11 protein-coding genes are annotated in these 14,845 nt (G+C 42.9%); 5 read left to right on the top strand and 6 right to left on the bottom strand.

The window, feature by feature from the left end; translation table 11 throughout:
• The first annotated feature begins 64 nt into the window (after nt 1-64).
• A complete protein-coding gene (locus AC1XUD_RS22705; protein WP_483363321.1) occupies nt 65-481 on the top strand; it encodes a hypothetical protein in 417 nt (138 codons plus the stop codon).
• A 64-nt stretch (nt 482-545) separates the two neighbouring features.
• Here the strand turns inward: AC1XUD_RS22705 and AC1XUD_RS22700 are convergent, their stop codons facing one another.
• Nucleotides 546-1,628, bottom strand: coding sequence for a phosphoglyceromutase (locus AC1XUD_RS22700; protein WP_483363320.1), 1,083 nt, complete (start codon nt 1,626-1,628; stop codon nt 546-548).
• Nucleotides 1,629-2,311: 683 nt separating this feature from the next.
• Between AC1XUD_RS22700 and AC1XUD_RS22695 the strand changes: the two genes are divergently transcribed.
• From AC1XUD_RS22695 to AC1XUD_RS22685, 3 genes are all read left to right on the top strand, one after another.
• Nucleotides 2,312-5,701, top strand: a complete 3,390-nt coding sequence (locus AC1XUD_RS22695) for a SusC/RagA family TonB-linked outer membrane protein (RefSeq protein ID WP_483363319.1) — start codon at nt 2,312-2,314, stop codon at nt 5,699-5,701.
• A 16-nt stretch (nt 5,702-5,717) separates the two neighbouring features.
• Nucleotides 5,718-7,259, top strand: a complete 1,542-nt coding sequence (locus AC1XUD_RS22690; RefSeq protein WP_483363318.1) for a SusD/RagB family nutrient-binding outer membrane lipoprotein — start codon at nt 5,718-5,720, stop codon at nt 7,257-7,259.
• 92 nt (nt 7,260-7,351) lie between these two features.
• The gene (locus AC1XUD_RS22685; protein WP_483363317.1) at nt 7,352-7,834 is read left to right on the top strand and encodes a DUF4385 domain-containing protein; all 483 of its coding nucleotides are present in this window, start codon (nt 7,352-7,354) and stop codon (nt 7,832-7,834) included.
• A 27-nt stretch (nt 7,835-7,861) separates the two neighbouring features.
• On the opposite strand, the gene AC1XUD_RS22680 is transcribed toward AC1XUD_RS22685, so the two are convergent.
• The 3 genes from AC1XUD_RS22680 to prfB all read right to left on the bottom strand — a co-directional run bounded on the left by AC1XUD_RS22680 (nt 7,862) and on the right by prfB (nt 11,197).
• Nucleotides 7,862-9,142 (bottom strand): MFS transporter, encoded by a 1,281-nt coding sequence (locus tag AC1XUD_RS22680; RefSeq protein ID WP_483363316.1) that lies wholly within the window; start codon nt 9,140-9,142, stop codon nt 7,862-7,864.
• Nucleotides 9,143-9,231: 89 nt separating this feature from the next.
• A complete protein-coding gene (locus tag AC1XUD_RS22675) occupies nt 9,232-10,047 on the bottom strand; it encodes an alpha/beta fold hydrolase (protein ID WP_483363315.1) in 816 nt (271 codons plus the stop codon).
• A gap of 75 nt (nt 10,048-10,122) precedes the next feature.
• Nucleotides 10,123-11,197, bottom strand: a protein-coding gene (gene prfB, locus AC1XUD_RS22670; protein ID WP_483363314.1) for a peptide chain release factor 2 whose coding sequence is annotated in 2 segments (ribosomal slippage) — nt 10,123-11,136 and nt 11,138-11,197 — 1,074 coding nt in all. Because the reading frame shifts where the segments join, the coding sequence is not laid out codon by codon here.
• Nucleotides 11,198-11,965: 768 nt separating this feature from the next.
• Here prfB and lpdA point away from each other — a divergent pair.
• The gene (lpdA, locus tag AC1XUD_RS22665) at nt 11,966-13,363 is read left to right on the top strand and encodes a dihydrolipoyl dehydrogenase (RefSeq protein ID WP_483363313.1); all 1,398 of its coding nucleotides are present in this window, start codon (nt 11,966-11,968) and stop codon (nt 13,361-13,363) included.
• Between the two features lie 294 nt (nt 13,364-13,657).
• On the opposite strand, the gene AC1XUD_RS22660 is transcribed toward lpdA, so the two are convergent.
• Nucleotides 13,658-14,320: a hypothetical protein gene (locus AC1XUD_RS22660; RefSeq protein WP_483363312.1), complete on the bottom strand. Its 663-nt coding sequence runs from the start codon at nt 14,318-14,320 to the stop codon at nt 13,658-13,660.
• A gap of 33 nt (nt 14,321-14,353) precedes the next feature.
• Nucleotides 14,354-14,701, bottom strand: a complete 348-nt coding sequence (locus AC1XUD_RS22655; RefSeq protein ID WP_483363311.1) for a PadR family transcriptional regulator — start codon at nt 14,699-14,701, stop codon at nt 14,354-14,356.
• Nucleotides 14,702-14,845: the final 144 nt, after the last annotated feature.

Genomic DNA, 14,845 nt, shown 5'->3' with positions numbered 1-14,845 from the left:
AATTTAGAATTAGCTGGTATCTTGGCGTCCCACATTATTAGCTTTGCAAAAAAGAATCAACCCAATGATCTTCAAAAACAAAAAAGTTATATTTCTATTCATCCTCATTCTCGTGCTGGGATTTATTATTTACGATTCAACTTCTTTACCAAGTGTAAGCGATTTGAAAGGTAATTTCAAAGAACTGGCTACCTACCGGAATGAAAATAATACGGGTCCGATCGTGCGGATATATGCCGTGTCTGTCGAAGGATCAGAATGGGAGGAGATGGAAAAATATGGGGGTTTAATGCCCTATACGAAATATGGCAGCACTACTGTGTACTTTTTTGATGCTTCAAAGCCTGGCCCGGTGAAGTTATCGCCGAGTGAACCCCATTTTGACGACGCATTTAAAGCCGGATGTGTGGCGATGTATGCCAAAGATCAAAACGGAGGTGTTTCATTTAAAAAATCGCCGTTTTCCGCAGCTCAAAACTGATCCGTCTGGGATGTTTCTCAGACCATTTGGTGATTTTTGATATAAGAAATGAATTCGTTCAAATTCATTTCTTATATGCAGTCGTAACTGGCTCGCCCACAGGATGGTTCGCCGTATATTTGAATCCCATGATATGCGCAACAGTTTGTGCAAACTGATCCTGATATATCTGTGCCTTTTCTTTCATTTCTCCTTTCGCTGGAGTATCCGGGCCTATAATTGCCAGAAAAGTTTGATCCGATCCGGGCATTGAAGTTCCGTGAGATACCCACTGTTTGTCAGTCCCTCTTCCATGGTCTGGATAGATGAGGAATGTTGTTTTGCCTTTATAAAACACATCCTCCTGCATTGTTTTCCAAAGACTCCCTATCATCGCGTCGATATAATGTCCTCCGTCCAGGTACGAATCATATCTGCCGTCATGCGCTATATTATCTGTGTCGGAGAAGTCGATGTGAACTACTTTGGGATGACTGGCCATGATATAAGATTTGGCTATGGAATAGGTGTGCACATCAAAACGGACTTCTTTGCCATAATCTTCAGGGCTGAAATTTTGCAACTCATTCGCCATCAGCTGAGCCTCCGTCAAATTCTCTCCTTTTACAACTTCGCCTGGTATATTCACCAGCATCCCGTTCCGATCACGGTTTAAAATTCTGGCCAATGCATCCCACGAAGCAAAGGTTACTACTTTTCCCTCAAAGCCTTTTTGTTTGTTGAGAAACTCCAATACATTCTCATTGGGATTGTTCGGGTATTCATTGCTATTGATCTGCTGATCATAAAATCCACAAAGGGTCTCACTGCGCCCCGGATACGAAAACCAGTATTTGTTTCTCACATTCATATTGTTACCATAATCTCTGTTGCCATAAAGCTGCCCCTCGCTTGCGATGGTATTCCAGAAAAAAGGCATCAATTTTTCTCTACGTTCGACAGCAGACTTTGCCCAATATTTTTTCAAAAGAGCTGCCGAGTCCTGCTTAAGATACTTTTTGTTAAAAATCAGTAAAGAATCTGCTCCATGAAAAATTTCCTGCCACCGGTACCCGTCGATGGAAATCATCACAATATTTTTGGTTTGCTGCGCATACCCGGTTAGTGAGAAGGCAAGGAGTGAAAAAATTATAAATCTGGATTTCATGGTGGTACCTGAATGGATAAACGTATTCTATATCAGCTCTGCATTTAAAAACGCTAAACATACCCAGTTGATATTACCTTGAAATTAAGCGAGTATTAAGTTTACGGGAAGTTGGAGGAATTTAGTTTAGACCAGACTGAGGCGGCCTTTTGGCCAGGGGGATTTCTATAACGTTAGAACTGATATTCGGCAAAAATGCAAATTCTCGAGCCTGTGCAGGTTTTTTGAATCGTCTCAACATTTTTACTGGTCCGAATCTGGAAAAGTTAAGTATTAATTAATATTGCGGTAAAGAATTAGGCACTATTTATCCTTATGTTTGCTATTACAACACTATTGCATCATATTTAGGTTAAGTATTTTTAAACTTTTATATTCTTTCCTAATAGTAATTCATTGACGACGGCTCGTTTTAATGGGAGAATATGCCATTTAGTTCAAGTGAGGATTTAGAATAGGTCCTTAAAATGGTAGGAGATACAACCGAGTGGTTTTGAGTTAGGCGTATCAGAATATCATCAGTGTCAAGCAACAAGAGAATCGCACTTTCTTTGGCTCCTGAGACAAAATAATATCAGGAAAATCAGCATCAATTTTTACGCGTTTAGTGGAAAGTAAGTCCAAATGGAATTTGACGTCTTTCCTGTAAGGTTTCAATCAGAACACAACAAATCCTCAATCTTATGAAACTCACATCTACGAGGCCCATTTTGTTAATGCGCTATGGTGCCATTGCCTTTGCGGTTTTGGTCGCTGATACGCATGCTCTTTTAGCAGGAAAAGAAATGAAGTACCGATCTTCCGGTGAGAAGGCCACAATTTCGACCAAAGCAGCCAAGACTACGTATAGTATTCTACCGTTAGAGTGGTCCTTGCAGTACAGTAAAGCTGCTATTGACGTGACTGGGAAAGTCATAGACGGGAAGGGGCAGTCGTTGCCAGGTGTTAATGTCATTGTAAGAGACAGTCAGAAGGGAACTACCACGAATGCAAATGGCGAATTCGAGATCAATGTTGAATCGGCGGACGCGGTTTTGGTTTTTTCATTCATCGGTTATAAGTCGCAACAGGTTGTTGTTGGGAACAGGAAAGAAATTTCGGTAACACTTGAGGAAGATACCAATGTACTGAATGAAGTGGTTGTAACGGCATTGGGTATCAGCAGGGAGAAAAAATCGCTGGGATATGCTACGCAACAGATTAAAGGTGATGTGATTAACGAATCGCCTGCTTCCAACTTTGTCAATAACCTTTCCGGTAAGATCGCGGGGGTTAATATCAGCGGTGCAGGAGGGGTAGGTTCTTCTGCCAGAATCGTGATTCGTGGCGAATCATCGCTTTCTATGCAAAGCCAGCCACTTTTCATTATTGATGGCGTTCCTGTCGGGAATGATGGTACAAGTAACAGTGGATCAGCAGATTATGGAAACAGTGCCTCAGAAATTAATCCTGCTGATATCGAGTCGGTTAATGTCTTGAAAGGCCCGGCGGCGGCTGCGCTGTATGGTTCGCGTGCGGCACGTGGCGCGATTGTAATCACGACCAAAAAAGGAAGCAACCGTAAAGGTGTTGGCGTCAGCTTCAATTCTTATCTTTTTGGAACAAAAGTGGGGAGATTGCCAAAATTCCAAAACCAGTTTGGGCAGGGTAGCAACGGACAATATGAAGGTTCAAATTTCGGGGCGAGCTGGTCAGCATATCCGAATGGAAATAACGATGACTATGACGAAAGCTGGGGCCCACGGATGGATATTGGTACCACCAGAGCGCAATTTGATTCTCCGACTACAAACGGATTCAGGGGTGGGGATGTAGCTGTAAATAATCGTGGTGATATCAAACAAATGCCTTGGGTGTCTCAACCTAATAATATCAAGGATTTTTTTACGACAGGTAAGAAATATTACAATAACCTCGCATTTTCAGGCGGCAACGAAAAAGGTGAATACCGGCTTTCGCTCACCTCGCTAAACGAAAAAGGGGTTATTCCCAACAACAACCTGGATCGATATCAGGTCAATCTGAACAGCAGTTATCATTTGACCAAAAAACTGACGTCGTCTATCAATATCAATTACGTAAAGCAAACCAGCGAAAATCGCCCGGATAACGGATATGGCCGCAATACCTTTATGTATTTCTTTACCTGGATGGGCCGGAACGTGAATATCAATAGTCTGAAAAATTACTGGCAACCGGGCTTGGAGGGTATTCGCCAGTTTCAATATAACTATGGAGAAAATCATAACAATCCCTTTTTCCTGCAATATCAGGACACAAAAGGTCAGAATAAGGATCGTATTTATGGAAATATTGCTTTGGAATATGCATTCAATGACCACTTAAAACTGAAAGCAAGGGTTGCCGACGATTTTTACAACGATTTCAGGCCGATGCAATGGGCGGTGAGTACTGTTGACTATGAAAGCGGTCGCTATGAAATTGTTCAGATCAAAAATGAGGAACGCAACGCCGACTTTTTGCTGAGTTACAACAATACGATTAAAAACGGGGATTTCGGGTATAATGTATCCGTAGGCGGAAACCGATTTGATAACTCAGGTCACAGCGAAGATGTGGCCGCACCTCAATTGTTGATCCCCGGCGTGTACAGCATCAGCAATACCGCCACGCCATTAACAGGCGGTTCTAGCAGATATCAAAAACGGATCAACAGCCTTTACGGAACAGCCAACCTGAATTACAAGGACTATATATATCTTGATATTACGGCAAGAAATGACTGGTCGAGTACGCTGCCGGCTGGTAACAATTCCTATTTCTATCCAAGTGTCGGGTTAAACGGAAACCTGAAAAGCATATTCGGGTTGCCGGAAGTGATCAGTCAGGCGTTGTTGAGAGGAAGCTGGGCGAAGGTCGGGAATGACACGGGGCCATATGCTTTGAAAAATACCTACAACTACTCGGCACCGTGGGGAAGTAACTACGCGCTTGTGGGAACGGGAGGATTATTAAATCCGAATTTGAAACCGGAAATCATCACCACGTTTGAATTTGGAACGGCAGTCAGTTTTTTCAACAATCGTTTTGGAGTGGATGTGACCTATTATAATGCACTTTCGAAAAATCAGATTATTAGTCTTCCTACAGTACAAAGTTCAGGCGCGACAAGCAAGCAGATCAACGCGGGTGAAATCAGAAATAAAGGCGTGGAAGTCGTGGTGAACATTACTCCGGTAAGAACAGCAGATTTTAAATGGAATATCACGGTAAACTGGGCGCATAACGTCGGCAAGCTGTTGTCTCTGACTCCTGAAGTTGACAAAATCGTTCAGGCTGCTCCCGGTGAAGATGCTTCCATTCAAGCAAGAGTTGGTCAAAGAATGGGAGCCATATGGGGCCCAGGTTATCAAAGAGTTGCTGACGGTCCGATGAAAGGGGAGGTGATCATATTTAATGATGCTTATCCAAGAGGAACAAGCGAAGATATGTATCTCGGAAATTACCACCCGGACTGGACCGGTGGTATTTACAATCAATTGACTTACAAAGGTTTCAGTCTGAATTTCATGTTTGGCGGTCAATATGGCGGTAAGTTTATTTCCCGTTTCTATAACAAGGCAGCTGGAGCAGGTCAACTGGAAGAAAGTGCACTTGGTCGCGGAGCACGGACTCCGGGGAAAGAATATGATGCGCCATACTACATTCCTGGTGCTGCCCAAATGGCGGACGGATCTTATCAGCCGAACAATACCAGCACCGATGGAACTTACAGTGCCGGCGTTTATGGTACCAACGCAAGATATTTCATCAAAAAGCCGTTGGATCACATTTCGGAAGCTCAGCTTTTCAGCTCTACTTATTTCAAATTGCGCGAAGTTTCTCTCGGATATTCACTGCCTTCCAAATGGCTTCATGAAGGAAAGTTTATCAAAACGGTAAGAATTGCGGTTACGGCGAGAAACCTGTTTTTGATTACTCCGAAAAGCAATAAGCATTTTGATCCGGAAGTTACGACAGCAACAGACGGCGGCGGACTTATTCCGGGATTTGAAAACATGAGCACACCGTCAACAAGAGAAATGGGCATCAGTTTGAATCTGAATTTCTAAACGACAACTCGAAATCATGAAAAAGCTAAGTTATATATCCATTTTGGTACTGCTTTTGGGCATATCCTGTACCAACGACTTTGAGGAAATCAATACGAACCCGAACTCGCCAGATGTGGTGACGAACGTCGGGCTGTTGCTACCCAACGCGATTCGTTCAACCATTAACAAAAGCTACGCAAGTTCGTACGACCGTGGCGGAATTGTAGCCAATTTGCTTGCTTCGGATTTTGCAAGCAATTTTAGTAACTGGTCTAGAAACGATGCTGGTGGTTATTTTTTGTGGACTTATTACGATGCGATCCGGGATCTAAACGAGGTGATATCCATATCAGAAGCGCAGAATCTTAAAAATTACAAAGGTGTTGCGCTGGTACTTCGTTCATGGATGTTCCAGAGTTTGACTGATATTTACGGGCCGATTCCGTTTCGTGAGGCTGCCAATGCCAAACTTTTAGGAATAAGCGCACCAGTTTATGAAACTCAGGAAGCCGTGTACGCCGGTTTATTAGCGGACTTGGCAGAAGCCAACACACTGTTAGGTTCTGACAACGAAACCGTTACAGGCGATATTTTATACAACGGAAATACGACCAATTGGAAAAAGCTGGCCAACGGGTTGCGTCTTCGCTTGTTATTACGTCAGTCTAAAAGACTGGACCCAACTGCTGAAATGCAGAAAATTGTTGCAGACCCGACAACGTATCCATTGTTTACATCGAATGCGGATCAGGCTGCACTTGAATATATTGCCGATATCACCGCTAATGAATCTCCGTTTTACAGATCCGGGAATGGTGGAACGAGCACAAAAGTGTCCAAGCAACTGGTTGATTACATGAAAGCTACGAACGACACACGGCTATATGCATATGCCTTGCCAACGCCCGCGAGCAGTGAAATCGACGCGAGCGGAAACCGTCCGGACCCTTCAAAATTCTTATATGAGGGTGATTTGAACGGAATCGGTATGTTTCCAAATGCGAATATTACTTCTCCGTCGGGAATGATATGGATGTCTATACAATATAGTCCGGATCTTGCGTCTGCCAAAGCGGGGCAAGGTATCATCATGAGTTATTCCGAAGTGCAGTTTACATTGGCTGAGGCGGCAGAGAAAGGATATATACCCGGTGGATCGGCTGCTGCCGAGGAGTATTACTTAAAAGGGATAAAGGACCAGTTTGCATATTATTCGTCCAGAATACCAGCTAATTATGCTACATCGTATCTTGAACTTACTCCGGCCAGCATTTCGGCAAGCGATAGCTATTTCAAACAAGATGCCATTGCATATACCGGAACTACCGAAAGGAAGCTGGAGAAAATTGCGATGCAAAAGTGGATTTCATTATATCAGGTAGGTTTCGAAGCCTGGTCAGAATGGCGCAGAACGGGTATACCGAATATCCCTGTTGGTCCGGTTGGGCCTGGTTATATTCCAAGACGAATGTTATATCCCGCGGATGAGTTGAGAATCAATGAAGCTAATTATCAACAAGCTGTTGGGTGGTTGGGTGCAGACGATCTCAAATCGCATGTCTGGTGGGATAAATAGCAATCATCGAGGAATGATTGTTTTATGGATAATGATAAGAGAGGTTGTTTTCGGACAGCCTCTTTTTCTTGCCTCAAAGCGTTCCGATATCGATGACCGACAAACCTTCATATCTCAATTTCGACAAAGCTAAATATGCCTGGAAACCGGATATTGACTATCGGAAGCATCCGGAACAATACCGGGTGGGCAAAGGCGAGCAGGGTGTTTTGATTTGTGAGCCGTATAAGTCGGAGATTGGTCAGTTTTGGCGGTTTAAAACGAAAGAGATAGCCGTGGAGAGCAGCGATAGAATCTACAGTCTTTTTCTTGATTACTTAAAAAAAACAGATTTTGTAGGTGCAGATATGGCACGGAAATATTTGCAAATGGGCTTTACCCGAGCACGGCGATATGCCAACTACAAAGGCGGCCTTAAGTACGATAAGAACAACGACTATCAACTTTTAGAGAAAGGCACAGGCGAAAACGAAAAGGCAGCAGCGGCAGCGATATTTTTTTCAAAATGGAAAGAAGCCGAAAGTAATGTTGAATATGCTGAGCTTAAAAAGAAGTGGAAGAGTGAGTTAGGTTGAAGATAGGACGTGAATGTTTCAAACTTTTCAGTCAATCAAGGACGCTTTCTTAGTATCCTTCATTGTCAGGTAAACAACGAGAGAAATGAAGATACAGCTCGTTACATACCAGTAATAGTAACTCTCGTGACCAGCATTTTTGGCGAAAAGAGCAAAATATTCAGCAGTGCCTCCGAATATTGCCACGGTCAAAGAATATGGTAGTCCCACACCCAAAGCTCTGACTTCTACCGGAAATAGCTCTGCTTTAACCACAGCATTGATGGATGTATACCCGCTCACTATAATTAAAGCCAACATCATCAGACCGAAGGCGATGTAAAGAGAAGTAGTATGGCTCAGCATGGTCAATATTGGTACCGTAAACAGTGTACCGGCGATTCCGAAGGATATGAGTAGTGGTTTTCTCCCGACTTTATCACTCAACCAGCCAAAGGCAGGCTGAGATATTGCAAAGAGCAGCAAGGACAGAAAAGTCAGTGTGGTGGATTCGTTTTTTGTCAGCCCGACTGTGTTCACCAGAAACTTTTGCATATAAGTGGTGTAGGTATAAAACGCCAGCGTCCCTCCCAAAGTGAGTCCGACAACCGTAGCGAGGGCTTTCGGGTGTTTCAACAGTTCGTTTATACTACCCTTTTTGCCCGCTTTCTGCTCTGTGCTGGTAAATGCTTCCGTTTCATGAAGGTTTGATCTGAGGTATAGAGCGACCAGCGATAAAATTGCCCCGATAATAAACGGGATCCGCCAGCCCCACTCATGTAATTGATCCTCGGTAAGCAATACCCGTTGAAGAATAAGCAAGAGACCCAGTGCGATCAGCTGGCCACCGATCAGGGTTACATATTGAAAGCTTGAGAAAAAACCACGACTTTCTTTGGTGGCCACTTCGCTTAGATAGGTGGCTGATGTACCATATTCGCCGCCAACGCTTAGTCCCTGCAATAAGCGCCCAACCAACAAAAGCGTCGGTGCGGCAATTCCGATGTGTTCATATCCTGGCAAAACAGCTATTAACAATGACCCAAAGGACATCAGCAAAACTGACAAAGTCATAGCCTCCTTTCGGCCTTTTGTATCTGCTAATTTTCCAAAGAGATATCCACCGATAGGTCTCATGAGGAATCCCACTGCAAAAATACCTGCAGTGTTCAACAGCTGAACTGTGGGATTTGAGTCAGGGAAAAAGGAATGGGCGAAATAGAGTGAGAATGCAGAATATGCATACCAGTCGTACCATTCGACGAGGTTACCAATAGATCCGCCCAAAATAGCCTTCAGGCGCCAGTTTGTACTCTTTTCTTGTGACATCCTACAATTTGCACGATAAAAACCAGATTACCTTGTAAAAAGGTGAAATCTTGAATTTGGGAGCTGAAAGTTCAGAAACTGCACTTATTTTACTCGTCTGACCTTTTCACCATCAGGAATTTTGCGGTTTGTTCCACGATTTTGGAGTGGCCGCAAGGAAGGAGAATGAAGTTTTTTTGCGGAAGTAATTGAGACAATTTTTTAACCTGAACAGAAGTCAGCAACTGGTCATTGCTCCCGACAAATAAATAAAGTTCAATCTTCCCAGCTATATGATTTCTGTAGAGCCGGGTAATATCAAACTTGAGATTCCGAAATGCGATCCACGAATTGTAAACGACTGTTCGTCGTTCGGGTGTGCTGACCATGTTTTTCGAAAAGGTGATGAGCTTTGAAGGGAATATGTTCAGCTTTTCAACCCAGCTTAATAATTTCTGTAACCTTTGAGGTCGCCTCATTAATGATCGGTAAACAGAACGGGCAGGACCAAAGCGAGATGCGATCGAATAAATGGGATGTTCGTAAACTCCATCCGGAGCTATTAAATATGCTTTTTCTATTTGTGCCGAAAAGGATTCGATAGTAGCGAGCGCAAAACGACCCCCAATACTAAACCCGGCAATATCGAATTGCTGAATACCGTGATCTGTCAGGAACGTTTGCAAAAGCTGTTGCCATTGTTGTTTCGATATATCCTCTGAATGGATCAGCTCTTTTGAAACTACGTTTTGGCCGTGAAAGGGAAGGTCGAAGGCGTAGATTGTATATGTGTCACCCAGGTATTTCTCAAATGGCTGAAAGCAACTATGTCCATCCTGACCAACGCCGTGAAAACAAAGCATATGTCTTTCGCCGTTGCCAAAACGGTGAAATGGAAGCTTTATAAGGTTAATTAGATAGTTCACTATATCTCTGGTAGAGGAACAAAAAATCCGGGTAATTGCAAAAAAACTACCCGGATTGAAATATAGCGCATTAAGTTAATTCTCCATCAAATAAGCCTTGATGAAATCATTGATTTCACCATTTAAGACGGCATCTGTGTTTGATGTCTGATAGTCTGTGCGGTGGTCTTTCACCCTCCGGTCGTCGAGAACGTAGCTTCTGATTTGAGAGCCCCATTCAATTTTGCGTTTGGATGCTTCCACTTCTGCTCTGGCCGCGTTTCGTTTTTCCAGCTCGATTTGATATAAACGAGATTTCAGAAGGCGGATTGCCACCTCTTTGTTCATGAGCTGCGACCGTTCCTGCTGACAGGCGATGATGATACCAGATGGCTTGTGGTGTAAACGAACAGCGGTTTCCACTTTGTTTACATTTTGTCCACCCGCACCACCTGAACGGTAGGTATCCCAGGTAATATCGGCGGGATTGACATCAATTTCGATATCGTCGTTAGCCAGAGGATATACATAAACAGAGGTAAATGAAGTATGCCGACGCGCGTTCGAGTCAAATGGTGAAATACGAACCAGACGGTGCACGCCGTTTTCGGATTTCAGATTTCCGTATGCATATTCCCCATCGATTTCCAATGTAACAGACTTAACACCAGCCACATCGCCATCCTGCAAGTCTACTTCACGAACTTTATATCCGTTTTTCTCCGCCCACATGATATACATCCGCATCAGCATTGATGCCCAGTCCTGCGACTCGGTACCACCCGCTCCGGCGTTGATCTCGATTACGGCCGGAAGTTCATCACCTTCTTCGCCCATCATTTTCCGGAACTCAACTTCGTCGAGTTTGTCGGATAATTTTTTGCCTTCCTCGTCTACTTCTTCTTCAGTAGCCTCGTTGGCTTCATAAAATTCCCATATGGTGTCAAGGTCGTCCCGAAGTCGCGATAGCTCTTCGTAACCGTTCGTCCAGAATTTTAAGCCCCGAATTTCGCGCATGGTTTTTTCGGCTCTCGTCGAATCACTCCAAAACTCAGGCTGAACAGTTTGCTGTTCAAGGTCTTCTAGTTGATGCTTTCTGTTAGCGTAGTCAAAGATACCTCCCCAAAGCCTCTACACGGGCTTTCAAGTCTTTCAATTGCTCAAGTGTCATTTGAAATTTAAGTTTAATTAATAATGAAAATTAATGTCAAGCGTGGTCGGGGATGTCAATCCTTATTATTTATTGTCAAGAGTTGCCAGGTATTGTCTTTGTAGTCAATGATTGTTGTCAGAACTTGACAATAAAATGACCACTACTGACCTTACTTGACCCGATCTGACTATCCCTGCCTCCCCGGTTGTTTGCCTGTTGTTTTGATATAGTTGTTCAGCTTAACTGACAAAGTTTCGCAAAGTTGATTCAATTCTTCGAATTTTTCTATTGAAATAAGTTTTCTGTTCTTTGCCGTTGTCAGCTAAGTAGCTGTTTCCTTCAGAGAACCACGGGAATAAAAGCAAAAGTTCAAATTCTCTTTGTAGTGATATCGGCCGCTCTGACAAGTTGTTTGCCAATTGTATCTTTCACATAATAACTTCATGAGTCGGTTAATGCCCAGGTTTCCTCCCCAAGCCTCATCGCTTGTTGATAAATATGTAATTCTTCGGGTTTCATAGTAAAACTTTTATAAATACTTACGTGTTAATCGTCAGGCAGTAACATAATAATCCTATTTAAATCGTGTGCAGTTTATGGGTAGCAAAACTCCGGTTCTATAGTAGGGTGATGGAGCCAGTATGGGTGAAGGCAAATGACTACTCTTGACAATACCTGACTGTAAGTCACAATACCTGTCCCTCCGCTGCCAATATCATTACTATAATTACTAACTTTGTAGAAATTTCTGTCAATCCATTTCTGTACAAATAAAAACATTAGAAAATGGCTCAAACTTATGACGTGATCGTGATTGGAAGCGGTCCCGGTGGTTATCCCGCGGCAATTCGTGCCTCTCAATTAGGTCTTAAAGTAGCAATCGTTGAAAAAGAAAGCTTAGGCGGTATTTGCCTTAACTGGGGATGTATCCCTACAAAAGCCCTTCTTAAAAGTGCTCAGGTTTTTGAATATATCAAACATGCCAAAGATTACGGTATCAATGTAGGCGATTCTTCTGCCGATTTTGGTGCTGTTATCAAAAGAAGCCGTGGCGTTGCAGACGGTATGAGTAAGGGAGTTTCTTTCCTTATGAAAAAGAATAAGATCGATGTGATTTTGGGTGCTGGAAAAGTGAAAGGCAGCAAGACTGTTGAAGTAACTGACAAGGACGGCAAAAAGACCGATTATACTGCAGGAAAAGGTGTGATCATCGCTACGGGTGCTCGTGCTCGTGAGTTGCCAAACATCAAAATCGATGGGATAAAGGTCATTGAATATCGTAAAGCAATGAGTCTTGAAACACAGCCGAAATCACTTTTGGTGGTTGGTTCTGGTGCGATCGGGATGGAATTTGCCTACGTATATGCAACAATGGGTACCAAAGTCACTGTTGTTGAGTTCTTGCCAAATCTGGTTCCTGTTGAGGACGAGGACATCTCGAAAGAAATAGCGAAGCAATACAAAAAACTAGGTGTTGACACTTACGTTAACTCTTCTGTTGAGAAAGTTGATACAAGTGGCGCAGGATGTAAAGTATCCGTGAAGACTCCAGATGGCGAGAAGACTTTTGAAGTAGATGTCGTTTTATCTGCTGCCGGAATCGTTTCAAACATCGAAAATATCGGTCTTGAAGAAACTGGTATCAAAACGGATAAAGGTAAAATTTCAGTAAACGAGTGGTACGAAACCAGCGTTCCTGGCTTCTACGCAATCGGTGACTGTACTCCCGGACCTGCTTTGGCACACGTTGCAACTGCAGAAGGTATCATCTGCGCTGAGAAAATCGCAGGACATAAAACAGAAGCATTAGACTACGGAAATATTCCTGGATGTACTTACTGTCAGCCTGAAATTGCATCTGTTGGTTTGACTGAGAAAAAGGCACGTGAGGCGGGATATGATATCAAGGTAGGTAAGTTTCCATTTATGGCCTCGGGTAAGGCTTCGGCTGCCGGTGCTAAGGATGGTTTTGTAAAAGTGATTTTTGATGCCAAATATGGCGAGTTCCTTGGAGCGCATATGATTGGTATGAACGTAACAGAAATGATTGCGGAGGTAGTTGTTGCCCGTAAATTGGAAACAACTTCGCACGAAATCCTGCGTTCGATTCACCCTCACCCAACCATGTCAGAAGCTGTGAAAGGAGCAACTGAGGCGGCATATGGCGAGGCGATAGATCTATAGAGCTCTCGGCGATCCGCCGTCGGTTTAAACTTTAACCCCGGGGACTTTGGTCTGCCGGGGTTAATTTTTTGTTGGGATTGGATAGAGCCAATGAAGGGGAAAGATATTATCGAAATTAGGAAATAAAAGAGCATTCTCGGCAATATGGAAATTTAGCTTCATTGCGCCGGCTCAACAGGCTGGCCGAAAAGTTATACTGTTCAAATCTACCAAACAAGAAGGTTCTTTGATTTGGAAGAGCTTCAGGGAATTTGGGAAGAACAAACGAGATAGTAAAAGTACAAACAATCAATTTTAGGCGACTCCCACTTTATCTAACCACTTCGATTTTGCGTGAATTAAAAATGATGTTGAAAAATGGATAACCAAGTAAACGGTTAGCGTGCAGAAATACATCAATACTGAATTTTTAGCCTGAGATATCAGGGTCAGTATTGGTAAAACTTGAATTAGTGGTACATACCGATTCTGTATGCAGAAGGCCTTCAGGTTTTGTTTCTCACCGTAAAATGATTGATCACCTCGTATGGTACTCCATTTTCTGAAACTCCAGAGATTGTAAAATATCGTGGTGGCGGTAGCGATGAAATTGATTTCGCTAATTGGAAAGCTTTTGAAGCTTTCGTGTATTGAGAAGAGCAATAGAGCTATCAAAACGGGGATCCCCCAACGGAAAGATCGAAAATATTGCATGGCAAATTTTTGAAAAAAAGTATGAACTTGACTCTTGATATCTTTAATATATTGATATTCAATAGTCTGAAGTCCAGTTCGACGGCCTAAATTATCGTAAATGATATTGACGGAGTCGGTAAAAGAGTCTCCGAGCCTCATATGTTCCTCAATACCAGTAACGAAATGGTCAAAGATCTCATCATGTATTTCAGCGTAATTGTTTTGTAGTGAACTTTCAATCAGATGATTGACGGTTTTTCGCTGCTCTGTTGACAAGGTCATAGTGAAGAAGATGAAATTTACGACATGTGTTTTTTACAGTAGTTTCGGTTGAAGTTGAGGATTTAGGATACTTTGCAACTGAGCGATGAACCCCTGTAACTGATTCAAACGCGTTTCCGCCACTCCTTCCTGTTCTTCCGGGATCGCATAATATTTTCGGGAGCGACCGTCGACAACTTCGGTATTGGTTACTAAAATTCCTTCACCCTCCAGTTTGTGCAACGCTGGGTAAAGGGCTCCTTCCGTTATTTTTAATTCTCCTTGTGTTAATTCCTTAACCTTCTGACAGATTTCATATCCATACATCTTACCATGTTCGGATATAAGCTTAAGAATGATCGCGCTTAGTCCGCCTTTTATCAAAGAATTGGATGAGTTCATGAGCAAATATAGCAAAAGTTGATATACATCGAAATCTTAGGTATGCAACATAAATATTTCAACTTAAGATAGTGGTTTCCGGGTTGATAAAAGTAATTACCGTGGACGTAGGTCAACTACGAATATTAGTAAAAGAATATCCCA

The sequence above is a fragment of the Dyadobacter sp. HNCC25DJ184 genome (assembly GCF_056895215.1).
This window is presented reverse-complemented; position numbering and strand designations above follow the sequence as displayed.

Excerpts from the sequence above, each read along its gene's own strand:
- AC1XUD_RS22685 (WP_483363317.1), top strand. The coding sequence starts at position 7,352 with ATGACCGACAAACCTTCATATCTCAATTTCGACAAAGCTAAATATGCC.
- AC1XUD_RS22680 (WP_483363316.1), bottom strand. The coding sequence starts at position 9,142 with ATGTCACAAGAAAAGAGTACAAACTGGCGCCTGAAGGCTATTTTGGGC.
- AC1XUD_RS22660 (WP_483363312.1), bottom strand. The coding sequence starts at position 14,320 with ATGACCTTGTCAACAGAGCAGCGAAAAACCGTCAATCATCTGATTGAA.
- AC1XUD_RS22655 (WP_483363311.1), bottom strand. The coding sequence starts at position 14,701 with ATGAACTCATCCAATTCTTTGATAAAAGGCGGACTAAGCGCGATCATT.
- AC1XUD_RS22700 (WP_483363320.1), bottom strand. The coding sequence starts at position 1,628 with ATGAAATCCAGATTTATAATTTTTTCACTCCTTGCCTTCTCACTAACC.
- AC1XUD_RS22695 (WP_483363319.1), top strand. The coding sequence starts at position 2,312 with ATGAAACTCACATCTACGAGGCCCATTTTGTTAATGCGCTATGGTGCC.
- AC1XUD_RS22690 (WP_483363318.1), top strand. The coding sequence starts at position 5,718 with ATGAAAAAGCTAAGTTATATATCCATTTTGGTACTGCTTTTGGGCATA.
- lpdA (WP_483363313.1), top strand. The coding sequence starts at position 11,966 with ATGGCTCAAACTTATGACGTGATCGTGATTGGAAGCGGTCCCGGTGGT.
- AC1XUD_RS22705 (WP_483363321.1), top strand. The coding sequence starts at position 65 with ATGATCTTCAAAAACAAAAAAGTTATATTTCTATTCATCCTCATTCTC.